This window comes from Polaribacter sp. Hel1_33_78 (genome assembly GCF_900106075.1).
Lineage (GTDB): Bacteria > Bacteroidota > Bacteroidia > Flavobacteriales > Flavobacteriaceae > Polaribacter.
The window spans coordinates 800,716-825,747 of record NZ_LT629794.1; the positions used below are offsets into that span (position 1 = coordinate 800,716).

The window sequence follows — 25,032 nt, forward strand, 5'->3', positions numbered from 1 at the left end:
CTTATTTCATAATTTAGTTTCAATTATTTTTTCTTTACCTTAGAGCAATTCAATGTAACCGATTGGATACAAAAATGTTAGAATAAAGCTGAAAAGAAAAGAGTAATAAATTCATGAAAACAAGTATTTTCTACCCCATTGTAATGATACTAATGATAACTTTTCTTGAAAGAATTGTTCTACTTACTGAAAACCATTTAGGTCGGCTTTTTACTACTATAGTTATAATTTCTAGCAGTTTTTATTGTATTCGATTTTTAAATATGATTATATTGAAGACATATGCGAAACAATTTTTTATTATAGCCATTTCTTTACATTTAATATCCTGCCAGCAGCAAGGTGAATATAAAGTTGGCTCGGCTCAAAATAGGGTGAATCCCTTTGTTGAGAACTCTGTGGATAGAGATTTGGAGGAAATTAAAAAAGACGGTGTTTTAAGAGCTTTGGTTGTGTATAGCAGTACTAGTTATTTTTTATATCGGGGGCAAGCTATGGGTTTTGAATATGAATTGTTGACACAGTTAGCAAAGCATCTTGATTTAAAATTAGAGCTTGTAGTATCTAATAATCTCGACACTCAATTTGAAGTTTTAAATAGAGGAGATGTTGATCTCATAGCGCATGGTATGACCATCACAAATCAACGAAAGTGGGAAGTTGATTTTACAGAGTATTTATACCTTACTAGGCAGGTGCTTGTTCAGAAAAAACCAGATAATTACTTAAATATTTCTTGGAGCAATTTACAGAAGCAACTTATTCAGGATCCGATTGAATTAATAGATAAAACAATTTCGATAAGAAAAAACTCCTCCTATATTGAGCGCTTATTAAGTTTGTCAAATGAAATGGGAGGGAATATTATGATTGATACTTTAAATAGTAAATTATCAACAGACGAAATTATTGATATGGTGGCAGACGGAAAAATTGAATACACCATAGCTGATGAAAATTTGGCGAAAATAAACGCTTCTTTTAATCCTATTCTAAAAATTGATGTTCCTATTTCTTTTTCGCAAAGAATTGCCTGGGTTACGAGAAAAAAATCTCCCATGTTTCGTGAAGTTGTTAATAAATGGATAATCTCTCAGAGAAAGAAATCTAACTTTAATGTTATATATAATAAGTACTTTAAAAATAAACGAACCTTTAAGCAGCGAATAAAGAGCGACTATTATAGCTTAAAGAATAATCAAATTAGTAAATACGATAATTTGATAAAGAAACATGCGACTAAAATTGGATGGGATTGGAGATTATTGGCCTCACAAGTTTATCAAGAGTCTAGATTTGACCCTATCGCTAAATCATGGGCCGGCGCCAAAGGGCTGATGCAAGTGATGCCATCCACTGCAGAATCTCTTAGCATAAAGGATGTTTCTGATCCGAATGAAAGTATTCGAGGTGGAACAGATTATTTAGATTATTTATATAATCGATTTACAGATATAAATGATTCTATAAATAGAATTAAATTTTCATTAGCTTCTTACAATTGTGGATATAGTCATGTTAGAGATGCTCAGCGTTTAGCAGTAGAAAATGACTTAGATTCAACTATTTGGTCAGACAATGTAGAAAAGATGATTTTAGCTTTGAGTTTACCAAAGAATTATAATAAATCTTTCATAAAATATGGATATGTGAGAGGTGAAGAACCAGCTAATTATATAGAGCAAATTTTTGACAGATATAATCATTACAAACAGTTCATTCCTTTGGAATAATTTATTTTTTGAAATAAATATCTTAACGAGTAATACCAATAGAATTTTGAGGTATTTTTATAATTATTTGGCAGAAACTATTTTTTGTTGAACTCCATTCAAAAATATTTTTTACTATATTTAGATAATTGCCCTATCTGGCCAGACTGAAACAGAAAGTTTAGTCTGTTATAATCAGCCGTATCAAAGGTTAGGAATTCATTTTGTTTGTCACAGAATCCGTCTTTTATTAAGTTTTCATTATGATTGATATAAAATATTTCTATTTCAAAATATTTTATACTTTTTTTATGCTGATTGTAGACTTTTCATTCAAATTCTTTACAAATCCCATCCTTCCTCTGCATCAAAATGAAAAAAAATGGTGATAAAATATCACTAGTAATATAGCTCTAACTTCTCGGTTTAATATCGTTTTTTGATTGAGCTAATATTCCAATCGGAATGAGTAAGATTAGAAAGAAGATGTTTTTTATAAATTAAGGCAAACTCCGAAGAATAATTTTTTTTGTTTTCAGTAAAGCCTATAAAATTTATTAATAATTCTAGGGTAGCGTAATTTTTTATTCAAGTTTATGGCGGCTCAAAAATTAACATTTTTTCATAATTATAACTCTTATCGAAGAAATAAATAGAAAAGGGATTGCTGTAATGAGTGAAATATTTTTGAAGGAAATATTTTAACTTAATAGATGCATGAAGGTTTGCTGCTATTTTGTTTTAAAATAAACAGGTGTTTTACAAAGTGCATAAAAGACCTAACTAAACAACTTCACCTCTTTGAGGTTTTAAAGCGTCTCTGTAAATTTTCATATCCTTTTCATCTACAACAATAAAAGCTGAAACCAGCATGGGGTTTTTTTCTTGGATGTCAATTTCATGAAAACTTAAATTCTCTATGGTTGCAAATTCTTTTAAATGAGTAGTATGGTGTTTTGCAGTTTCTTTAGCATCTGGTCCTCTAAAATCCCATAATAATTTTATTTTGTTCGCCATTTTTTTATTTCTTATGATTGATAAAAATGAATAAATTACCACTTTCAAAAGTAATTTTTATTTGGTTTTTTGTTGCCTTATTCCTTGTGCCAATTCTTGCTCCGAAGGATAAGTTTTCCTTATTTAATGCATACTGTAATCCCTCAGTAAGAATGTTTGTTGCTCTTGGGAAAGGGACTAAAGAAATAACTTGGTCTTTACAATTAGTGATTTCTGTGTTCTTGTCAGCCAAAAAATAACGACTGTAGGTATCAAAAAAAGTAAGGTTCAATTTTTCTTTCCATTGTAAAGCAGTGTTCAGATTTCCTAAAAAGTGATCTTGTTCTTTTCCGCTCGCACCATAAATATCAATTGTTGTATGGCCTCTGTCAAATAGAATTTGTAATGCTTTCTCAAAATCTGTAAAATCTTGATTTGGTGTACAAATTACTTCAATATTTTCTGGTATTTCTCGCAATGAGTCTAAGTCGCCACAAACAAAATCTGGTGTAATTTTATTATTTCCTAAAAAATGATACCCACCATCAGTAGCACAAATAATATCATAATTAGATAAATTTGGCATTTCTTTTGGGGGTTCACCGTTTAAAAGTAAAAAGACTTTTTTTTGTTTCATCAGCAACAAAAATACAAACAATAAAGCATCATTTCTAAAAATTTGAAAGATGCTTTATTGAAGGTAATAGAGAAAAAGTTTTTTCTTACTTTTTTATCCAAGTTAAAATAATGGCAAACAAATTTCCTAGTAAAAAAAAGTACTATTTCAAAAGTAGGAGAGAGGAAATTAAATCTGATTTGGTTTTGATAGCTCGCCAAATACGCCCGTGCATCATAAAAGTTTTAGAACTCCTTGTTAATTTTATGTTTCATCTGCTCAATGTTATGTTTTTTTCTGAATTTTAAATTCAGAAAAACAGAAACCATTTTATATTCTTTATATCATTCAAGATACAAGTAAAATAAATTTTAAGTCCATTTTTTAAATTAGAAATCTAAAGCGATTATTTACTGATTTTAGCATAGCAGAAACAATTGTAATTAAAGAAGCTGTTTTGCAATCTAGCAGTAAAATTGCCTTTAAAAAAGTATATCAGAATGCAAAAGTCTTTATCATTATTACATGGAAAATTATGTAGAAAACAAACTAAGGGATAGAAATAATCATAAAAAATCAACGATAAGCAGCAGCTGTTAAGAATCCGTTTTGCAAAAATTAGCAGAAGTGTAGGGTAACCTTTATCTTTGTTTTAAAATTTTTAGACTTTGAATACAGATCAATTTATAGCAAAATCGACGTTAAAATTTGTTGAGACAGCAAGTTTTACTTGGCAAACACCAAGTAATATCGCGCTTGTAAAATATTGGGGAAAGAGTAATCCACAGATTCCTAAAAATGCTTCTATTAGTTTTACTTTAAATAATTGTCATACAATTACTAGAGTCGATTTTATTAGAAAAGAAAAGTCTGATGAAGTCGTTTTTAACTTATTCTTTGAAGGAAAACAAAAAGACGAATTCAAGCCAAAAATTGCAGAATTTTTTAAGAGAGTGCAATCATATTGTCCTTATATCCTGGAATATGAAATGACGATTAATTCAGAAAATTCATTTCCACATTCTAGCGGAATTGCTTCTTCTGCAAGTGGTTTAAGTGCAATTGCTATGTGCTTAATGAGTTTAGAAAAGGAATTAAATCCAAATTTATCCGTGGATAAGATTCATAAAAAAGCCTCTTTTTTAGCTAGATTAGGTTCTGGAAGTGCAAGTAGAAGTATTGAAGGGCCATTAGTTGTCTGGGGAAATCATCCAGAAATTGAAGGAAGTTCAGATTTATTTGGAATACAGTTTCCTTATAAGGTACATCCATTTTTCGAGAATTACCAAGATGTAATTTTATTGGTTGACAAGGGTGAAAAACAAGTCTCCAGCACAATTGGTCATAATTTAATGCACAAGCATCCATTCGCAGAAAATCGTTTTTTACAAGCTAACGAAAACTTGTCTAAAATGTCTAAAATCCTGCAAGAAGGCAACAGTAAGGATTTTATTAATCTAGTCGAAAGTGAGGCTTTAACGCTGCACGCTATGATGTTGACTAGCAATCCTTATTTTATTTTGATGAAACCAAATACGTTAGAAATCATCAACAAAGTTTGGGAATATCGTCAAGAAAACAGCAGTAATATTTGTTTTACCTTAGATGCAGGCGCAAACGTTCATGTGTTGTTTCCTGAAAACGAAAAAGAGAATATATTGCAATTTATTGATAATCAGCTATCTAAATACTGTCAGAAAAATCATTATATTTGTGATACAGTCGGTTTCGGAGCAAAAAGACTGTAATATTTTCTGTAATTAAAACATCTCATTATGAAAAGTTCAACTTTACTTATTGCCATAATGGTGGGGTTTTTAACTTCATCCATGTGTGCCCAAGAAACTGTTTGGTTTGATTCAAATTGGAAAGTCTCAATAAAAGAAAAAGCGGCTTATTACAGACCGAGCCCGAAAAAAAAGGACAAAGGTTATTGGATTGTGGACTATTATGTTTCTGGAAAAAAACAAATGGAAGGATTTAGCACGGTATCTATTCCTAACAAGGAAATGTTTCAAGGTAAGGTAAAGTTCTTTCATGAAAATGGTAAAGTCTATCAGAACGTTCATTATTTTGAAGGAGAACCAGAAGGGAGTTTCTCGGAGTTTTATGATACAGGAGAAACGCAAAGAGTTGGTCATTACTCCAAAGGTTTGCGTGATGGAATTTGGAAGACCTACTATAAATATGGTAAAATTCAATCTCGCGGAAAATATAAGAATGGAGAAAAAGTGGGTATTTGGAAGACCTTTTATAAAAACGGAGACTCATCAGTTGATTAGTGCAGTAAATATTGTATTTTTGTAAAGCTATTGATAAAAAAAAATATGAAAGGACCACTTTTTTATGCCAAAATTTTGCTTTTTGGGGAATATGGAATTATTAGAGATTCTAAAGGACTAGCAATACCTTATAACGCATACAGGGGGGCATTGAAAACTTCCAAAAATTTGGAAGGTGCAACCAAAAAATCAAACGAAAATTTATACAAATTCTATATATATTTAACGAGTTTAAATTCTGATTTAATTTCTTTCAATTTACAAGAATTTAAAACAGATTTAGAAAATGGAATGTATTTTGACTCTTCCATACCCCAAGGCTATGGAGTGGGAAGTTCTGGAGCTCTAGTAGCTTCTGTGTATGATAAATATGCGCATGATAAAATTACCGTTTTAGAAAATTTAACCAGAGAAAAGTTGTTAAAGCTAAAAGGTGTTTTCTCTTTGATGGAGTCTTTCTTTCATGGAAATAGTTCTGGTTTAGATCCGCTAAATTCTTATTTAAGTTTACCAATATTAATCAATTCAAAAGAGCATTTAGAGCCTGCGGGTATTCCGTCTCAAAAAGAAGGAAAAGGTGCAGTTTTCCTATTAGATTCAGAGCAAATTGGTGAAACAGAACCGATGGTGAATATCTTTATGAACAAGATGAAAAATGAAGGTTTTAGAAAAATGTTAAACGAAGAGTTTGTCACCTATACAGACGCTTGTATTGAGGATTTTTTACATGGCAATGTTGCGTCGCTTTTTGGCAACGTAAAAAGCTTATCGAAGGTAGTTCTTAAAAACTTTAAACCTATGATTCCTGATGCTTTTCATAAAGTGTGGGAAAAAGGAATTAAAACAAACGATTATTATCTGAAACTTTGTGGTTCAGGAGGTGGGGGCTATATTTTAGGTTTTACCGAAGATTACCAAAAAGCACAAGAAAGCTTAAAGGGCTATAAGCTAGAACTAGTTTATAGATTTTAAAACGTACCTCATGAGTTCTTCTAAAACGAAGACTTTTCTAAAAAAGATATTTAGCTTATTATCGGTAATAAGAGGCTATAACATACTTGTTTTAATAATAGCACAATACTTAGCATCCATCTTTATTTTTTCGCCTAAAAAATCTATCAGGGCTATTATTTTTGATTTTGATCTTTTATATATTGTTTTAGCTTCTGTTTGTGTGGTTGCTGCAGGGTATATTATTAATAATTTTTATGATGTTAAGGTTGATAGAATTAATAGACCTTTAAAAACAGGCATAGATAATTACGTAAAACAGGAAACAAAATTGATGCTTTATTTTATCTTAAATTTTTTAGGATTTACTTTTGGTTTATTTGTTTCGTGGAAATCAGCGCTTTTTTTTTCAGTCTATATTTTTGGTATTTGGTTATATTCTCACAAATTAAAAAAACATCCTTTTACAGGTTTAATTTCTGCGACCATACTAACAATTTTACCTTTTTTTGCTGTTTTTGTGTATTATAAAAATTTTTCAAAAATCATTTTTCTTCATGCAGTTTTCTTGTTTTTAGTAATTATGGTTAGAGAATTAATTAAAGATTTAGAAAATATAAAGGGAGCACTAGCGAATAATTATAAAACATTTTCTGTAGTTTATGGAGAGTTAAAAACAAAGCAATTGTCACTCTTATTATTATTACTTGCTTTTATTCCGGTAATAATTTTGTTTACTTATCCGGCCTTAGGTGATATGCGGTACTATTTTTATTTAGCACTATTAACTTTATCTTTTGTTGGTGTTTACCTTTGGAAATCAACCCAGCAAAAGCAGTATACTTTTTTACATAACATTTTGAAACTTCTTTTATTAACTGGTGTTTTTTGTTTAGTTTTTATAGATACTTCTCTGCTATTAGAAAAAGTAATCGATAGATTGAATTAGAGTTTCAATTTAAGTACCTTTGCCAAAATTTTTAAAATGGAATCAAATAAAAACTCGTCGGGAAGACGACAAGAAGGTAAAAGAAGTACACCTCAAAAAGATACTAAAAAAAACTCATTTCATAGAGATGCTAAAAAGACGACTCCGCTAAGCAGAAAGAGTTTTAAAAAGGACTTTAAAAAAATAAGTCCAACTCCGAAAACAGACGAATCAGCAGGAATTAGATTAAATAAATACATTGCCAATTCAGGTGTTTGCTCTAGAAGAGAAGCAGATACATACATAGAACACGGAAGTGTTGAGGTAAATGGAAAGTTGATAACAGAAATGGGGTACAAAGTACAATCTGATGATGTTGTTCGTTTTGATGGTACATCTATTACTCCAGAGCAGAAAAGATATATTCTTTTAAATAAGCCTAAGAATTACATTACTACGATGGATGATGATCGTGGACGTAAAACGGTTATGGAATTGATTGCAAATGCATCAAAAGAAAGAATTTACCCTGTTGGAAGGTTAGATAGAAATACAACGGGTTTGTTATTATTTACAAATGATGGAGATTTAGCCAAGAAATTAACACATCCGAAACATAATGTGCGAAAATTATACCATGCTTCTTTAGATAAAAAACTCGATTTAAAAGATTTAGAAAAATTGAGAGGAGAGGTTATTATAGAGGGTAGAAAAGTATTTATTGATGCAGTCTCATACGTTGATGGGCAACCAAAGTCTGAAGTTGGTATTGAAATTCATTCCGGTAGAAATAGAATTGTTCGTAAAATATTTGAACATTTAGGATATAAAGTGAACAAACTAGATAGAGTTATTTTTGCGGAATTAACCAAGAGAAACTTACCAAGAGGTAGATGGAGAGAGCTAACTAATTTAGAGCTTACAAATCTTCAAATGATGAAATAAATATATAAATCCAGCCAAAAAGCTGGATTTTTTTATGCGTAAATTTTATATATATTCGTGAAGTAAAAAAACAGAAATTTTGGATAAAGAATTTGGAATCATTAGAGAATGCATAACACATCAAGAGAAAGAAAATTTAAAGATTTCGAAAGCAAATGTTGGTTGGCATTTAGATCATTCTTTAAAAGTAGTTAATAATGTTTTGGAATCCTTAAAAAATTCAAATTCTGATGATTACAAGAAAAATTTTAATGGAATGCGTTTATTTGCATTTACAATGGGTTTTTTCCCCAGAGGAAAAGCAAAAGCTCCAAAAAGAGTTTTACCTCCAGAAGTATTATTAAAAGAAGATATTGAAAATCAATTAGAAAAAGCAATAAGAAATTTTGAGACAATTGATAGTTTAAAGGAGAATCAATTCTTTACACACCCCGTATTCCAGCAATTAAATAAAAAACAGACGATTAAATTTTTAAGATTACATACCAATCATCATTTAAAAATTGTGAGAGATATTGTAAGGTAGTTTTCGTAAATATTAGATACAATATTCTGTGCTAGACATAATTTCTTTTAAAACAAAATAGCTTTCAAGCACACCAATATTCTCAATTTTAGATAATTTACTTCTTACAAATTGATGATAATTATCTAAACTTGTCATATTTATTTTTAGGAAAAAATCTACTTTTCCTGCCATATGATAACATTCTTGTACTTCCTTTAGTTCTTTAATTTGTTTCTCAAATTTATCAATAAATCCTTCATGATGATATCGTAAAGAAACCATGCAAATTGCTGTTATGGGTATGTTTAACTTTTTTTTATCTACAAGCGCCACATATTTCTTAATCAACTTTTGTTTTTCTAATCTTTTAATTCTTTCGTAAACTGGAGAGGAGGTTAAATTTAAAATTTTGGCAATTTCTTTGGTTGTTTTTTTAGAGTCTTTTTGTAAGATTCTCAAAATTTTCAGGTCCGTTTCGTCTATTTTTTCCATATGCAGGTTAATTCTCTTTTTTAAGAATAAATTAAATGTCTATTAAGTTGAATATTCTTTAAATACCCTATTTAAAAGTTAAAAATACTTTTTTTGATTTAAAAGTAGGGTATAAAACTTTTTATATTGATAAATACTATAATTTTATTTTTTAATACTTGATCAAAAAATGAATAAAGATGTTATTTTAATAGTTGGTTCAAATGGGCAATTAGGAACCGTCTTAACTGAAAAGTTACGCCTTAATTATGGCGCAGTCAATGTTATTGCCTCAGATTTATACAAAAAGATTGGGTCTGAAGATAATTTTATAACATTGGATGCTACAGATTTTAAAGCAGTAGAAGAAGTTGTTTTAAAAAACAAGATTACTCAGATTTATCATCTTGCTGCAATTTTATCGGCAAAAGGAGAGCAAAATCCCTTAGGAACTTGGGATTTGAATATGAAAACTTTATTCAATGTTTTAGAGGTTTCTCGACTACATAAAGTGAAAAAAGTATTTTTTCCGAGTTCAATAGCTGTATTTGGTGAAAATATTGATAAAGAAAATACGTTGCAGTCATCAAATCTAACGCCTACCACAGTTTATGGCATGAGTAAAGTAGCTGGTGAAAATTGGGCAAATTATTACTTTAAAAAATATGGTTTAGATGTTCGTTCCTTGAGATATCCTGGGGTTATTGGATACCAATCTTTACCGGGCGGCGGTACAACAGATTATGCTGTAGATATTTTTCATAAGGCTGTCAAAAATGAGTCGTTTGAGTGTTTTTTAGATGCGTCTACAATGTTGCCTATGATGTATATGGATGATGTAATTAGGGCTACCTTAGAATTAATGGAGGCGGATAAAGAAAAGTTAACGATAAGGACCTCCTATAATATCGCTGGTATGAGTTTTAACCCTGAACAAATAGCGCTGTCAATCAAAGAATATTATCCTGATTTTAAAATAGCTTATAAGCCAGATTTTAGACAAGTGATTGCCAATTCATGGCCAAAATGTATTGATGATACGGCCGCTAGAAACGATTGGAATTGGAAACCGGAATATAATTTAAACCTTATGACTAAAACGATGATTGAAAATTTGAAATAAATTTTTGAAGTACTTTTTAAAAACAAAAAATCCGAACGTAAGTTCGGATTTTTTTGTGGTACCTCCAGGAATCGAACCAGGGACACAAGGATTTTCAGTCCTTTGCTCTACCAACTGAGCTAAGGTACCATCGCCTTAGCGGATGCAAATATAAAATGTTTTTTGACATGTACTAAAGAAATTATAAAAAAATCTATTGTATTTTTGAATTTATTATAAAATTAAAGATGAATCTAATTGTTGATGCCGGTAATACAAGAGTAAAACTTGCTGTTTTTGAGAAAGATACGCTCGTTGAAGTAATTTTTATTGATGTAAATGAACTTTTATCGGAAATAAAAAAAATATTAAAAAAGTACAAAATTACTGCTGGAATTTTGTCTAATGTGGGTTTTATTGCTGAATACAAGATGCAAAAACTTCAAAACTTAGTCAATTTATTGGTTCTATCTTCATTCACAAATGTTCCTTTCAATAATTTATATGAAACTGTGGAAACTTTAGGCGTAGATCGAATTGCATTAGTTGCTGCTGCCGTAAAGAAATATGCAAAGAGGAATATATTAATCATTGACGCTGGAACATGTATCACTTTTGATTTTGTGAATGATCAATCTGAATATTTAGGAGGAGCAATTTCACCAGGAATTGAAATGAGATATAAAGCATTGCATGATTTCACTAGTAAATTACCGCTTTTAGAAAAAAAGATAGCACAAAATTTTATAGGAATGAATACAAATGAAAGTATTAATTCTGGCGTAGTTAATGGCGTTATTAATGAATTGGAAGGTGTTATTTCTCAATATAAAAACAAATATTCAGATTTAACAGTTGTTTTAACAGGTGGAGATACAAATTTCTTGGCAAAACAATTAAAAAGTAGCATATTTGCGAATCAAAATTTTCTCTTAGAAGGATTAAATGAAATATTGATTTTTAACAAAAACAAATGATTAAAAAGATTCTAGTAGCAGCTTTAATACTGTTAACTTCTTTAACTTTTTTAGCACAAAGAACAAATTCGTCTCCTTATTCTTATTTTGGTATTGGAGAAGAGTTTACGAGTACAACGGTAGAACAAAGTTCTATGGGTGGTATTGGTGTTGCATTTAACCATTACAAATATTTAAATTTTACAAATCCTGCAGCATATTCAGATTTAAGGTATACAACATATGCATTTGGATTATTAAATACTGATTTAACTATTGAAAGCAGTACAACAAAACAAAATGTTAATTCAACCAGTTTGTCTTACATCGCTTTGGCTTTCCCAATAGGCGGTAAAGCGGGTTTTTCAATAGGTTTACAACCAGTTTCTTCTGTAGGATATTCGTTAACAAATTCTCTTACCGACAGTAATGGAGATATTTCTGAAACATCTTTATTTTCGGGTAACGGAGGGGTTAATAAAATTTATGGTAGTTTCGGAATTAAGGTATTTAAAGGATTATCACTAGGTTTAGAGGCTGATTACATTTTTGGAAATGTTAACAATAGCATTACGAATCAAAGAGATAATGTCTCTTTAGCAACTAAATATGATGAGGCTACAGTAATGAAAGGTGTTTCCCTAAAATTGGGGGCTCAATACCAAAAAACATTAAAAAATAAATTAGTTTTAAATGCGGGTGCTACTTTTAAATTAGGTAATGATTTAAAGGTTTCGGGTAATGATTATTTGTATTCATTAACTGTTGCCGCTTCTGGTTTTGAAAATGCAAGAGATACGGTTTCAAGTGCAGTTATTGATGGTAAGTTTAACTTACCTTCAAAGACTACTTTAGGTGTAGGTGTTGGGAAGCGTGATAAATGGTATGCAGGCTTAGAGTATGAAAATCAAGATGTTATAACTACTGAAGGTTTGCAGGTTAATATAAATGGAGCATATAAATACGGTAAGTCAAATAGGTTTTCTTTAGGAGGATTTTATTTGCCAAAAATAAATTCTATTTCCAGTTATTGGGACAGAGTTACGTATAGGGCTGGAGTTCGTTTTGAAAAAACTGGCTTGTTGGTTGATGGTTCAGGGAGTAATACTAATTTTACGCCAATTGATGACTTTGGCATATCTTTTGGTTTAGGTTTACCATTAAAACGTCTGTCCACTGTAAATATGGGATTTGAGTATGGTAAAAGAGGAACCACCAGCAATAATTTAATACAAGAAAATTATTTTAATTTTAGATTAAGTTTATCTTTGACGGACACTAACTGGTTTCAGAAGAGAAAGATTGATTAACAAATAATAAGTAAAATGAAGAAAATTACGTTTTTATTAGCAGTTACAATGTTTTTAGCAACTGCAAAGACAAATGCACAGGATGATGCAAAAAGAGAATGTACAATTAAATATAATCTTTTTAAAGGAGATTTTAAATCTAAAAAGTATGATGATGCTTATGCTAATTGGGTTTATTTAATGGATAATTGTAAAGATTTATCTGTTAATATATACAAGTACGGTGCAGATTTAGCAGAAGATGTTAAAAAAGATCCTGCTTTAGCTAAAAAGGTTTATGAGCAGAGATTACAATATTTTCCTAAAAAAAATCCAGCAAAGGTGCATAGTGATTATGCAACTTACTTATTTAAAAATAATTTAGCTTCTGAAGAAGAAATTTTCAATATTTTAGAGATAGCATATAAAATTTCTCCAAGAGATATGAGTGTTAAAAATATCTACAAGTATTTTCAAGGAATAACAGATAAATACAAAGATGCTAATCCACAAAGAGTATTTGATACGTATGATGATGTAATTGAATCTGTTGGTGAAAAGTTAGATGATTATGCTAAAAAAATTAATGTTTTAACTCAAGATTCTACTAAGGTTTTAGATAAAAAAGAGAAAAGCAGATTAAGAGCTTATTCTATTAACTCTAAAGCATTAGGTAGAGTAGAAGGTGGTTTGGATGCAATCATATCAGAAATTGCTACTTGTGAGAGATTAGTACCTTTGTACAAAAGAGATTTTGAAGCAAATAAAACAAATACAACTTGGTTAAGAAGAGCAGTATCTAGAATGTTTAACAAGGGCTGTCAAGAAGATTCAATGTACGAAACATTAGCTAAGGCTTATGCAGAATCAGCCCCTTCTGCAGATTCTTATTCTTTTTATGCCGGCATCTTAGAAAAAAATGGAGATACTAGCGGAGCAGCAGCCATGAGAGAGAAAGCATTTAACTTAGAAACAGATCCTATAAAAAAGGCAAAGTATAAATTAAAGTTTGCTCAAGCAGCTAAAGTTAGAGGTCAATTATCTAAAGCAAGAAGTTTAGCTAGAGAAGCATTAAGATTTAATCCTAATTTTGGTAAAGCATATTTATTAATTGCAAGGCTATATCAATCTAGTGTTAATAATTGTGGTACTAACGAGTTTGAAAAAAGAATGGTGTATGCAGCAGCTTTAAGACAAGCACAAAGAGCATCATCAGTAGACCCTAGTATTTCTTCTGCAGCAAAAAAATACATTGCTTCTTATAGAGCAAATTTACCAAGTAAAAAAGTAGTCTTTACGGCGGGTGTTGCACCAGGAAGTAGTTATAGAATTAAATGTTGGATAGGTGAAACTGTAAAAGTTCCTAATTAATATTTTGTGAGGAATTACAAAAAAATAGTATTAAAAAGCATTGCTGTTCTTTATGGAATAGCAATGCTTTTTTCATGCGCTAACAATACACAAAAAGTAAGAGATTTTTTAGCAGATAAAAATTTACCTGTAGGTACTGCAAAAGATGCGTATCATGTTTATAAAGACTCTGGTAGAATTACATCAAAATTAATTACACCAATAATGTTAGATTTTAGTAATAGAAAAGAACATCCCTATAGTGAGTTTCCTAAGGGGGTTAAAATTATTAATTTTGAAAAAAATGGTTTGGATTCTGTTACTATTACCGGGAATTATGCTTTGTCTTATGCGAAAACATCTATATCAGAAATTAGAGGGAATGTGGTAGTTGTTAATCATACAGATCAATCTAGATTGGAAACAGAGCAATTATTTTGGGATGAAAAAACAAAGTATTTTGTTTCTGAAAAAGCATTTAAACTAACCAAAGAAAGTGATACGATTTTTGGAGTTGGTTTTGAATCTAAAGATGATTTATCGAAACACTTATCAAAAAAAACCACAGGAAAATTAGAAACATCAGAAGAATAATATTATGAATAAGATTTGGAAATTTTTTCAGTACGGATATTTAATAATCGCCATAATTTGCTTAGTAGAAGGTCTTTTGAAAATCAATTCTGATAGAAGTAGAGCAATACTTTTAATTGTGGCTTCAATTTTTATTACCTTAGTATTTTTCTTTAAAAGACATTTTAGAAAAAAAGTTGAGTCTAGAAACAATCAAAACAAGTAGAATTTTAGTTCCTAATGGAAATTGAACTTATTATTGTTATTGTATCAATTTTATTATCCGCCTTTTTTTCAGGGATGGAAATTGCATTTGTTTCTGCTAATAAAATGCACATAGAATTAGAAAAAAAAAGAGAAGGTTTTATTCCTAAAATCCTTAAGGTCATAACTCAAAAATCATCAAAGTTTATTACCACAATGCTAGTAGGTAATAATATTTCTTTGGTAATTTATAGTTATTATATGGGCAAATTTCTAATAAGAATATTGCCTCTAAGTAGTTTTAATGAATTTTCTATTTTACTAGTACAAACGATTATTTCTACAATTTTAATTTTAGTTACAGCAGAATTTTTACCGAAAGCTATTTTTAGAATTTATGCGAATGAAGTGCTGAAAATATTCGCAATTCCTGCTTATATATTTTATTATTTATTTCATTTCTTTTCAGAATTTATTACGGCAATTTCAGACTTTTTTTTGCGAGTTTTTTTTAAAACAAATGCATATGAAGAGCAAACAGAGTTTAGCAAAGAAGAGCTAGGTAATTATATTAATGAGCAGTTAGAAACAGGGAGTATAGATTATGATTTCGATTCTGAAATTCAAATTTTTCAAAACGCTTTAGAATTTCAAAATCTAAAAGCTAGAGAAGTTATGGTGCCTAGAACGGAAATTATATCCGTAGAAATTCATGAAACTGTCTCGAATTTAAAGAATGCTTTTATTAAAACTGGACTGTCAAAGATTTTGGTTTACAAATCATCTTTAGATGATGTTGTTGGGTATGTAAATGCTTTTGAGTTATTTAAAACCCCAAAAACCATAAAATCAATTTTACTTCCTTTGGAGCTCGTACCAGAGTCTATGATGATTAATGATGTACTGAATGCTTTAATGAAAAAACGCAAAAGTGTAGCTGTTGTTATTGATGAGTATGGAGGGACCTCTGGGATGATTACCGTTGAAGATATTGTAGAAGAACTGTTTGGTGAAATAGAAGATGAGCATGATTCACAAGAATTTTTAGAAGAAAAAATTAATGATTCAAAATTTAATTTTTCTGCAAGGTTAGAAATAGATTATTTAAATGAAGAATATCATTTAAATATTTTAAAATCGGAAGCTTATGAAACTTTAGGAGGTTTTATTATTGAACACACCGAAAATATTCCAGAAGAAAAAGAACTCATTGAAATCGATAATTTGGAATTTAAAATATTGAAAATGAGTGGTGCAAAAATTGATGAAGTTTCATTAAAAGTTATCAATCCAGAAGATTAAAACTCCCGTTCATCGTTCTGTGCTAAAAAATAGCACGTAACCACCTACTAATAAGTGCTAAATGGGTTGCAATATTTAAACCAAAAACCGTATATTCGCCAACTGAAAATAAATAAATGACGTATGGCAGTTTTATCAAAAATTAGAGAACGTTCAATGTTCTTAATTATCATTATCGGATTAGCGCTTTTTGCTTTTGTGCTAGATCCATCTACACTTGGTGATTTTTTCAACTCTAATAAGGTTAATGAAATAGGTGAAATTAACGGAGAATCTATATCGAGACAAGAGTTTACGCAAGAATTGGAAAGTTACAAACAAAAAGCAGGAAACGGCGTTACAGAAATGCAAGCGTCAAAAACTGTTTGGGATAATATTGTTAGAAAAAAAATCTATAAAAATCAGTTAAGTGAAGCCGGTATCACAATTGGTGAAGCGGATGTTTGGAACGAAATAGTGAATGCCTCTTTTGTTCAAAGTAACCCTGAATATCAAAATGAAGCTGGTTTGTTTGATGAAAATAAATTCAAGCAATTTTTAGCTAGTGAAAAAGAAAATAAAACTCAATTATGGTCTCAATGGTCAGATTATATGAGTCAAATTAGAGATAATTCTGAAACAACTACTTATAATAATCTAGTAACTGCGGGTTTAGGAGCTTCTTTAAAAGAAGGAGAAACTGAATATATGATAGAGAATACTAAGTTAAATGCACAGTTTGTGCATGTGCCTTTCACAAGTATTGCCGACAGTTTAGTAAAAATAAAATTATCTGAAGTGGAAGCTTATATTAAAAATCATAAGAATGATTTTAAAGTAGAAGCATCTAGAGATATTTCTTATGTTCAGTTTAATATTGTTGCAACTGATGCGGACCAAGAAGTTATCAAGAAAAATATTGGAACTTTAATTGAAGATTTTAAAGAATCGGATGATGAATCGGTGTTTTTATCTGAAAATGATTCAGACACAAACTTAAATTCAAACATTCAATTTAAAAATTTATTAAATCAAGAAGTTGCGGATATAATTTATGCGGGTAACAAAGGTGATGTTGTGGGGCCATACAAGGACAAAGAGTTCTTTAAGATTTCAAAAATAACAGAAGTGAGTCAAATGCCAGATTCTGTGAGAGCTAGTCATATCTTAATTCCGTTTATTGGGTCTCAGAGAGTTGCTGCAGATGTTACAAGGTCAGAGGAAGAGGCTAAGGAATTAGCAGATAGTCTTTTAACGATTGTAAAAAGAAGTAAAAGGAAATTTGGAAGTTTAGCAAAAACTTTTTCATCTGATAAAGGTTCTGCCCTAAAAGAAGGAGATTTAGACTGGTTTAATTACTCAAGAATGACACCAGCTTTTAGAGATTTTTGCTTTGAAGGAAAAAAAGGAGATATCGATGTGGTTAAAAGTCCATTTGGTTTTCACATTATTAGAATTGACAACCAAAAAAATAAACAAAAGGTATTAAAGTTAGCTACTTTTAGTAGAAAAATTGTTCCTTCTGAAGCAACTGAAAATGTAGCGTTTAGAAATGCTGAAGAATTTGCTTTAGCGGTTTCTAAGGAGAACATGTATTTTGAAGTAGCATTAGGGAAAAATTACAAACCAAAACCAGCTGTCGGTTTAAAAGCTTTAGATGAAAATGTAGCCGGTCTAGGAAGTCAAAGACAAATTGTAAGATGGGCTTTTGGCAAAGAAACTAAAGTCAACGATTTTAAGCGTTTTGATTTAGAAGGAAGTCATGTGGTTGTATTTGTTACAAATGCTACAGAAAAGGGTTTAATGTCGGCTGCAAAAGCTACAAATAGAGTAAGACCAATTCTAGTGAATGAAAAGAAAGCTGCCTTAATTAATGAAAAATTACAAGGAGCTTCTTTGAGTGATATTGCTACTGCGAATAATACAACTGTTAAAAGCGCTAATGGAATAACTTTAAAAAATCCTACACTCTCTGGAGTTGGTCTTGAACCAAAAATTGTTGGAGCAATGTATAATGCAGAATTAAATAAAGTTTTTAGTCCTATTGCAGGTAATAGAGGTGTTTTTGCTTTTATGTTAACCAGCAAAGAAATTCCTACGGCATTACCAAACTATGATAGTAGCAGAAAAAGAATTGCTGAATCTAGAAAAAGATTGACATTTAAAATGTTTGAAGCTATTAAGAAAACATCTAATGTAGAAGACTATCGAGCAAATATGTATAATGCGAACTAGAAACTAGTTTCATTATTTCTTAAAATACTCAAAATCCGTTCAAATTAATGTTGAACGGATTTTTTATGGAGTAATATGAGTTTAAACTAAACTGAATTAGTTCGTAATTAAAGAATTTGTTATTCACATATTCAGTGCCAAAAAAATAAGCTTGTTTGGCTTAAACTGAACGCTTTGATTCAAACTCTTTTACAGAATGAAAAAAACACGCAGTTCAAGCCGCAAATTGTCCCAATAAAAAAAACCTTCTGATTTCTCAAAAAGGTTTTTGTAATTTATTTTTTAAAATTCGAAATTTTGGTTTTAACCATTCATAGAGATTAGAAACTCATCATTATTTTTAGAGAACTTAATTCTATCATTTATAAATTCCATAGCCTCTATTGGGTTCATGTCTGCAAGATATTTACGCAAAACCCACATACGTTGAACGGTTTTAGCATCTAATAATAAATCATCTCTTCTTGTAGAAGATTTAATCAAATCAATTGCAGGGTAGATACGTCTATTAGAAATATTTCTATCTAACTGAAGTTCCATGTTTCCTGTTCCTTTAAACTCTTCAAAGATCACTTCATCCATTTTAGAACCAGTTTCCGTCAGAGCAGTCGCAATAATAGTTAATGAGCCACCATTTTCAATATTTCTTGCAGCTCCAAAGAAACGTTTTGGTTTGTGCAATGCATTGGCGTCTATACCACCAGAAAGTATTTTTCCTGACGCTGGAGCAACAGTATTATAAGCTCTTGCCAAACGTGTAATAGAATCTAAAAGAATAACGACATCATGTCCACATTCAACCAAACGTTTTGCTTTTTCTAATACTATATTGGCAACACGTACATGTTTGTCTGCAGGTTCATCAAATGTAGAAGCAACAACTTCTCCACGAACACTTCTTTGCATGTCTGTAACTTCTTCCGGACGCTCGTCAATAAGTAAAACAATTTGATAAACTTCTGGGTGATTTTGCGCAATTGCCTTCGCAATATCCTTTAATAACATGGTTTTACCAGTTTTAGGTTGCGCTACGATCATACCACGTTGACCTTTCCCTAATGGAGAAAATAAGTAAATAATTCTTGTTGATAAAGAGCTACCCTTTTCTGCTAAATTGAATTTTTCTTCAGGAAATAATGGCGTTAAATGTTCAAATGATACTCTATCTCTAACAATATTTGGATTTAATCCATTTATTTTTGAAACTCTAATTAAAGGAAAATACTTTTCTCCTTCTTTTGGAGGTCTTACATTTCCCCTTACAGTATCACCAGTTTTTAAGCCAAATAATTTAATTTGAGATTGAGATACATATATGTCATCTGGAGATGATAAATAATTATAATCAGAAGAACGTAAAAAACCATAACCATCAGCCATCATTTCCAGCACACCTTCACTTTCAATAATTCCGTCAAATTCAAAATCAGGGTCTCTATATCGGTTTCCAGATTGGTTACTGTTATTTCGAGTACTGTTATTTCTGTCCCTATTTTGGTTCTGACTTTTATTTTTCTGCGGATTATTTTTCGCAACAGGTTTACTTGGTTGAGATTTATTCGACTGAGGCTTATTGGGGTTGTTTCTAGGTTTTTGTATCTGCTTTTCGTCTTTTTTATCCAAAGTAACGGTACTAACTTCAGTTTTTACTTCAGCTTCTTTATGCTCAATTTTCTTGGAAACAGGCATTTGTAGAGCTGTTTTTTGTTGTTTTAGATTTTCTGCATCTACAATTTCAATAGCAGGATTATTTGAGGATGTAGTTGGCGCAGAAGTCTTAGAAACTCGTTTTCTTTTTGGTTTTTCAGTCCTTGTTTTTTTTGGATTTTCAGAATCGACTCTCTTTGCTGGGGTGGCAGCTTGTGTATCTAAGATTTGATACACTAAGTCTAACTTTTTTAATTGACTGGTTTTGGCAAGGCCAATAGATTTAGCAATTACTTGCAAGTCAGCAAGAGTTTTTGCTTTTAGTTCAGAAATTTCGAACATTTATGTATTTATTAAGTTATTTTTAATCTTAAATATAAGATTCTTACAAATTATTTTTGAATTTATTTATCGTATATAGCACTATACAATATTTTTTTGAGTGGTAATTGTTGTACAAATATATACTTTTTTTTTTACTTGCAAGTTTTCTTTTTAAAAAAGAAGTCCTATTTTTGTAATCACATTTTATAAAGTATGATTCAAAGAATACAAACAATATATTTACTTATAGCTTCAATAGTTTCTGGAGGATTAATTTTTGTATTTAATTTATGGAAAACCTTAAAAGAACAAATTTTTGTATTAGATTTGTTTGAAGAAGGGTTATTTACTTTAAACGTAGTGCCTTTTATGTTCATTACATCTTCGATTTTATCATTAGTAACTATCTTTTTATATAAGAACAGAAAGTTACAATTTGTAATCGGACGTATAATAATTTTGATGAATCTTTTTTTATTAGGATTATTGATTTATTTATCTCTAACTTTATCTGGAGAAACAATTGTTTCTGAGAAAGGTATTGGAATGTTCTTACCAATTTTAGTCGTTTTGCTTATTGTTTTAGCAAATAAAGCTATTAAAAAGGATGAAGATCTCGTAAAATCTGTAGATAGATTGCGATAAAACTAACAAATAGTATATTTAGTGCGAAAAAAAACCGAGAAATATTTCTCGGTTTTTTATTTTTGAAAGGAATTTATTATTTTCTTTTTAGTTTTAATAACGAATGCTATTAATTATTTGTTTATTTTTAAGTATTTGAAATACAATAAATTAATGTTTTTTATCTCCCTACAAATAGGGATGTTTATCCTTGTAATTAAGGAGGTATTAATTTCACTATAAATGGGTATTGTAAATTCCTATAATATAATTTAAATTTGATAATAAATAATGAAGAAAAAGATATACGTTCACGTAGCTGATGATCATAAGATATTGATTGAGGGTATTATAGCTATCATTAATACAGATAAGGATATCGCAATAAGAGGATATTCTTTAACTGGTAAAGAAGTTATTGATTGGTTTGATAAAAAGGAAAATAAGGCAGATGTTTTAATTTTAGATATTACAATGCCTTTTCTAGATGGTTTTGAAGTGTTGCAACATTTTAATAAAAAAGGAATTAGACAAAATGTTATTATCCTCTCTAGTTACGATGATATAAAGATTGTACAAGAAATGTTAAGTCTTGGTTGCAAAGGTTATATTAGTAAGAAGAATGCAGGAGATCATGTTATAGATGCTATAAAGGCAGTTGCGAATGGGGATCAATATTTTAGTAGTGATATTCAAACGGTTCTTTTAAAATCTTTTGCTGGTCAACAGGTGCCTGTCGGTGATGCACCAAATAAATTTATAATCGAAACCTTAACAGATAGAGAGTTGGATGTTTTAAAATTAATAACACAACAATTTAATTCTCCAGAGATTGCAGATGCATTGAGTTTAGGCATTAGTACAGTAGAAACTCATCGGAAAAATTTATTAAGAAAATTAAAAGTAAAAAATTCAGTGGGTTTGGCCATGTATGCAGTACGAAATAATATAGTGTAAATGTCAATTAAATTTATTAATTTAGCAAAAAGTTGTTTAATATTTAAAATTAAGAAAAATGAGAAAAATTAAATTTGTAGCCTTCGCAGTTATGGCGTCTTTAGTGTTTTCATCCTGTTCATCAGATGAAATATTATTGCCAGAGCAGCAAAATCAGAGTAAAGAATTGTTCAAGACATATCAATTAAAGAGAGATGCAGAGGGTGCATATTCAATTGATGTAAATACAGAAGATAACGTCAGTATTGGTAAAGTTAAAAATAATAGTAATAATACTAATGAACTGCATTTAGCATTATCTTTTGATAAACTAGCACAGAAGAGCAATTATGGTTCTGATTTATGGTTTAATAATGAAAATTTTCAGATAGAATTTATTAGTGAAAATTATAACAAAAAGCCAAGTATTTCAATTTTTGATGATAATATTAAATTTGTTCAAAAAGGTAAAAAAAATAAGAGTAAATTTCTAAAAGATTTTAGCATAGCAAAAAACGAGGATGGTTCTTATGATCTAGACTTTAAAGTAAAAAAGAAAGTATCTGTAGATTTTGTGTATGACAGTAAAAATAATATTTATGAAATTCATTTAGAGAAAGCAAAGAAATCAAAAACAAAAAAGAAGTACTCAAGAACTTTTGATAAGGAAGAAGGTAGGTTATTACAGATTCATTTTGTAAATCATACAGGTGAATCTAAAGGAGGTTCAGGGGTTATCAGAAAGCCAATTATCATTATTGATGATGGTGAAGACGGTTAGAATAAATTTAATAGATAATAATTAGAATTTCATTGAGAAATAAGAAGTTAATTGTTCTACTAATTATATTTTTTAATTTATTTCAAATTAGAGCTTATAAGTATATAAAAAAAGAAACCTTGGATAACAAGGTTTCTTTTTTTGTTATACAAAATATAGACGTCGACAAATATTTTTTAGAAATTAAGCAACTGTATGAAGCTGAGAATTTTCCTAAGGCGCTCAGAAAAGGTTTAGATTTCCTTGGAAAGTATGCAAATACATCAAAAAAAAATATTAGTTTTTATGAAGTAAATAATATAATAGGTGATATTTATCGAAAGAATAATAACCATGATAAATCTATTATTTATTATAAAAATTCTTTAAAGATATTAATTGAAAATAATTTGCATCCTTTAGAATCAAAAAACACGAATTTTAATAAATCGAAGTTAATTAATGCTTATTTAAGAATTGGTGGTGGGTTTTTAAGAAAAAATCAGAAGGATTCAGCTAAGTATTATTACGAGAATGCAATGGATGTTGAGGCTTTAGACGAAAAATCCTTATCTTATCAAGCAAGTGTTTCAACAAACCTATCAGGTTTGTATATGCAAGATTCTCTTTATGATTTAGCAAAGAATTTCGCAATTAAAGCAGTTGTCATTCATAAAAAAAGAAATAATAAAGTTTCTCAGGCAGCGGCGAAAGGTAATTTAGCAAGTATATTACTTGATCAAAATAATTATAAAGAAGCAAAGAGAACGTATAAAGAAGCCCTAGATTTAATTAAAAACGAAAAGAGTGATAGAGCTTTAAGGGTAAGACAAAGCTTATTTTATAACTTATCATATAATTTATATAAATTAAAAGATTATGAAGCTTATAATTATCAGGAGCAATCCTATCTTTTAAAAGATAGTTTAAGAAGTAAAGAAGTTGCAAAAATATATGAGGAGCTTAGATTGAAATATGATTTTGATGCAAAAAAAGAGCTCTTAGAACAACAACAAGAAGTAATACTGTTGGAGGAAAGAGATAGGTTTAGGACCATTATTGTAATTGTTGGCTTAATTCTTATTGCGCTTATAGTTATTATTGGTTATTATAATATTCGTCAAAAGAATTTACAATTAAAACTTTCGAAAACAGAGTTATTACAGAATCAAAATTTAGATAAGCTTAAATCTGAATTTCAAGCAAGAGCCTTAGATGCTACGCTGAATGGTAGGGAATCTGAAAGAAAAGAAATTGCAGAAACCCTGCACGATAATGTCAGTGCTTTGTTATCTTCTGCTAACTTACATTTACAAGCAACAAAAAAACAGTTTGCGGAGGGTGTACCCCTAGAAATTGATAAAACTCAAGAAATTATTGCGGAAGCTTCTCAAAAAATTAGAGACTTGTCACATACATTAGTTTCTTCAGTTTTATTAAAATTTGGATTAAATTTTGCGATTAGAGATATTGCAGAAAAATATTCGAATTCAGAATTAAATATAGATACAGAAATAGAAGGTTTAAGAAGATATGATCAAAAATTTGAAATTAAAACCTACAATATTATTCAAGAGTTTGTGAATAATATTTTAAAACATAGTAAAGCAAAAAATGCAATAATTAAATTAAAAGAAGAAGAAGAAGATCATATTTTAATGCAGATTTTTGACGACGGCATTGGTTTTGATCAAACACAAATAGCCTTAAAAGATGGTTTAGGAATCAATCAAATTGAGGCTAGGATACAAATAATGAAAGGGAAGCTTGAGATAAATTCTCAAAAAGGAAAAGGAACTCAAATTAAAGTAGAGTTACCGATTAAAAAAAAAACAAGTAACTAACCTCTTTTAGCCAGTTCAATAATCTCTAAATTTTTTATATCTCCTTTTTCTAATTGAAAACGAAGCATTGTTCTAATTTTATGGAAGCCATGGTTTCCGGCAGCACCTGGGTTTAAATGCAATAAATTCAGTTTTTTATCAAATTGTACTTTTAATATATGAGAATGTCCAGAGATGAAAATTTTTGGGGTGTTTTTAGTAATATCCTCCCTTATTCTTTGGTTGTATTTATTGGGATACCCTCCTATATGTGTCATCCAAACAGAAACATTTTCAATAGAAAACTTTTGATCTAAAGGAAATTCACTTCTCGCATCCGCTCCATCAATATTACCGTAAACTGCTTTTAATGGTTTTAGTTTTTTTATGGTATCAGTAACGTTTAAGTCACCAATATCACCTGCATGCCAAACTTCATCGGCGTGTTTTACAAATTTTAAAATTTGGTCATCAATATAACTATGAGTATCTGATAATAATAAGATTTTCTTCATGTTA

Annotated in this window: 23 protein-coding genes and 1 tRNA gene; 18 read left to right on the forward strand and 6 right to left on the reverse strand. The window is 29.7% G+C overall.

Going from position 1 to position 25,032, the window contains the following annotated elements:
• The first annotated feature begins 263 nt into the window (after nt 1-263).
• Nucleotides 264-1,733 carry a transporter substrate-binding domain-containing protein gene (locus BLT88_RS03445; protein ID WP_091953015.1) on the forward strand — a complete coding sequence of 490 codons (1,470 nt, stop codon included), beginning with the start codon at nt 264-266 and terminating at the stop codon, nt 1,731-1,733.
• Between the two features lie 762 nt (nt 1,734-2,495).
• Here the strand turns inward: BLT88_RS03445 and BLT88_RS03450 are convergent.
• Entirely contained in the window at nt 2,496-2,729 is a 234-nt protein-coding gene (locus tag BLT88_RS03450) for a hypothetical protein (protein ID WP_091955641.1), read from the reverse strand.
• A 4-nt stretch (nt 2,730-2,733) separates the two neighbouring features.
• Entirely contained in the window at nt 2,734-3,345 is a 612-nt protein-coding gene (locus BLT88_RS03455; protein WP_036787332.1) for a thiamine diphosphokinase, read from the reverse strand.
• 647 nt (nt 3,346-3,992) lie between these two features.
• On the opposite strand from BLT88_RS03455, the gene BLT88_RS03460 reads away from it, so the two are divergent.
• From BLT88_RS03460 to BLT88_RS03485, 6 genes are all read left to right on the forward strand, one after another.
• Nucleotides 3,993-5,072: a diphosphomevalonate/mevalonate 3,5-bisphosphate decarboxylase family protein gene (locus BLT88_RS03460; protein ID WP_091953017.1), complete on the forward strand. Its 1,080-nt coding sequence runs from the start codon at nt 3,993-3,995 to the stop codon at nt 5,070-5,072.
• A 27-nt stretch (nt 5,073-5,099) separates the two neighbouring features.
• Nucleotides 5,100-5,606 (forward strand): toxin-antitoxin system YwqK family antitoxin, encoded by a 507-nt coding sequence (locus BLT88_RS03465; protein ID WP_052107575.1) that lies wholly within the window; start codon nt 5,100-5,102, stop codon nt 5,604-5,606.
• Nucleotides 5,607-5,651: 45 nt separating this feature from the next.
• Nucleotides 5,652-6,578, forward strand: coding sequence for a mevalonate kinase (locus BLT88_RS03470; RefSeq protein WP_036787324.1), 927 nt, complete (start codon nt 5,652-5,654; stop codon nt 6,576-6,578).
• Between the two features lie 10 nt (nt 6,579-6,588).
• On the forward strand, nt 6,589-7,506 hold the full coding sequence (locus tag BLT88_RS03475; protein WP_091953018.1) for a geranylgeranylglycerol-phosphate geranylgeranyltransferase: 918 nt from the start codon (nt 6,589-6,591) through the stop codon (nt 7,504-7,506).
• Between the two features lie 36 nt (nt 7,507-7,542).
• Complete coding sequence (locus tag BLT88_RS03480) at nt 7,543-8,430, forward strand: pseudouridine synthase (protein ID WP_036787319.1); 888 nt, start codon at nt 7,543-7,545, stop codon at nt 8,428-8,430.
• Between the two features lie 79 nt (nt 8,431-8,509).
• Nucleotides 8,510-8,956 carry a DUF1569 domain-containing protein gene (locus BLT88_RS03485; RefSeq protein ID WP_091953020.1) on the forward strand — a complete coding sequence of 149 codons (447 nt, stop codon included), beginning with the start codon at nt 8,510-8,512 and terminating at the stop codon, nt 8,954-8,956.
• 12 nt (nt 8,957-8,968) lie between these two features.
• Here BLT88_RS03485 and BLT88_RS03490 read toward each other — a convergent pair whose 3' ends face one another.
• Nucleotides 8,969-9,430: an Lrp/AsnC family transcriptional regulator gene (locus BLT88_RS03490; protein WP_091953022.1), complete on the reverse strand. Its 462-nt coding sequence runs from the start codon at nt 9,428-9,430 to the stop codon at nt 8,969-8,971.
• Nucleotides 9,431-9,599: 169 nt separating this feature from the next.
• On the opposite strand from BLT88_RS03490, the gene BLT88_RS03495 reads away from it, so the two are divergent.
• The gene (locus BLT88_RS03495; protein ID WP_091953024.1) at nt 9,600-10,532 is read left to right on the forward strand and encodes an NAD-dependent epimerase/dehydratase family protein; all 933 of its coding nucleotides are present in this window, start codon (nt 9,600-9,602) and stop codon (nt 10,530-10,532) included.
• A 56-nt stretch (nt 10,533-10,588) separates the two neighbouring features.
• Here BLT88_RS03495 and BLT88_RS03500 read toward each other — a convergent pair.
• Nucleotides 10,589-10,661 (reverse strand) — tRNA-Phe (locus BLT88_RS03500).
• Nucleotides 10,662-10,759: 98 nt separating this feature from the next.
• Between BLT88_RS03500 and BLT88_RS03505 the strand changes: the two genes are divergently transcribed.
• The 6 genes from BLT88_RS03505 (at nt 10,760) to BLT88_RS03535 (ending at nt 18,399) form a co-directional block, all read left to right on the forward strand.
• On the forward strand, nt 10,760-11,488 hold the full coding sequence (locus BLT88_RS03505) for a type III pantothenate kinase (RefSeq protein ID WP_091953026.1): 729 nt from the start codon (nt 10,760-10,762) through the stop codon (nt 11,486-11,488).
• A complete protein-coding gene (locus BLT88_RS03510) occupies nt 11,485-12,777 on the forward strand; it encodes a membrane protein (RefSeq protein ID WP_036787303.1) in 1,293 nt (430 codons plus the stop codon). The genes BLT88_RS03505 and BLT88_RS03510 overlap by 4 nt, the downstream gene beginning before the upstream one ends.
• Nucleotides 12,778-12,792: 15 nt before the next feature.
• The gene (locus BLT88_RS03515) at nt 12,793-14,127 is read left to right on the forward strand and encodes a lipopolysaccharide assembly protein LapB (protein ID WP_091953028.1); all 1,335 of its coding nucleotides are present in this window, start codon (nt 12,793-12,795) and stop codon (nt 14,125-14,127) included.
• Nucleotides 14,128-14,133: 6 nt separating this feature from the next.
• Entirely contained in the window at nt 14,134-14,700 is a 567-nt protein-coding gene (lptC, locus tag BLT88_RS03520; protein ID WP_036787298.1) for an LPS export ABC transporter periplasmic protein LptC, read from the forward strand.
• 219 nt (nt 14,701-14,919) lie between these two features.
• Nucleotides 14,920-16,185, forward strand: coding sequence for a hemolysin family protein (locus BLT88_RS03530; protein ID WP_091953032.1), 1,266 nt, complete (start codon nt 14,920-14,922; stop codon nt 16,183-16,185).
• 123 nt (nt 16,186-16,308) lie between these two features.
• Nucleotides 16,309-18,399: a peptidylprolyl isomerase gene (locus tag BLT88_RS03535; protein WP_091953034.1), complete on the forward strand. Its 2,091-nt coding sequence runs from the start codon at nt 16,309-16,311 to the stop codon at nt 18,397-18,399.
• Between the two features lie 303 nt (nt 18,400-18,702).
• Here BLT88_RS03535 and rho read toward each other — a convergent pair whose 3' ends face one another.
• Complete coding sequence (gene rho / locus BLT88_RS03540; protein ID WP_091953035.1) at nt 18,703-20,388, reverse strand: transcription termination factor Rho; 1,686 nt, start codon at nt 20,386-20,388, stop codon at nt 18,703-18,705.
• Nucleotides 20,389-20,583: 195 nt separating this feature from the next.
• Here rho and BLT88_RS03545 point away from each other — a divergent pair, with 195 nt between their 5' ends.
• The 4 genes from BLT88_RS03545 (at nt 20,584) to BLT88_RS03560 (ending at nt 24,534) form a co-directional block, all read left to right on the forward strand.
• Nucleotides 20,584-21,015, forward strand: coding sequence for a DUF4293 domain-containing protein (locus BLT88_RS03545; RefSeq protein WP_091953037.1), 432 nt, complete (start codon nt 20,584-20,586; stop codon nt 21,013-21,015).
• Nucleotides 21,016-21,285: 270 nt separating this feature from the next.
• Entirely contained in the window at nt 21,286-21,951 is a 666-nt protein-coding gene (locus BLT88_RS03550; protein WP_091953038.1) for a response regulator transcription factor, read from the forward strand.
• Nucleotides 21,952-22,009: 58 nt separating this feature from the next.
• Nucleotides 22,010-22,711 (forward strand): hypothetical protein, encoded by a 702-nt coding sequence (locus BLT88_RS03555; RefSeq protein WP_091953040.1) that lies wholly within the window; start codon nt 22,010-22,012, stop codon nt 22,709-22,711.
• Nucleotides 22,712-22,830: 119 nt separating this feature from the next.
• Nucleotides 22,831-24,534, forward strand: a complete 1,704-nt coding sequence (locus tag BLT88_RS03560) for a tetratricopeptide repeat-containing sensor histidine kinase (protein WP_231960068.1) — start codon at nt 22,831-22,833, stop codon at nt 24,532-24,534.
• Here the strand turns inward: BLT88_RS03560 and BLT88_RS03565 are convergent.
• Nucleotides 24,531-25,028 (reverse strand): metallophosphoesterase, encoded by a 498-nt coding sequence (locus BLT88_RS03565; protein ID WP_036787284.1) that lies wholly within the window; start codon nt 25,026-25,028, stop codon nt 24,531-24,533. The two genes, BLT88_RS03560 and BLT88_RS03565, sit on opposite strands and share 4 nt — an antisense overlap.
• Between the last annotated feature and the right edge of the window lie 4 nt (nt 25,029-25,032).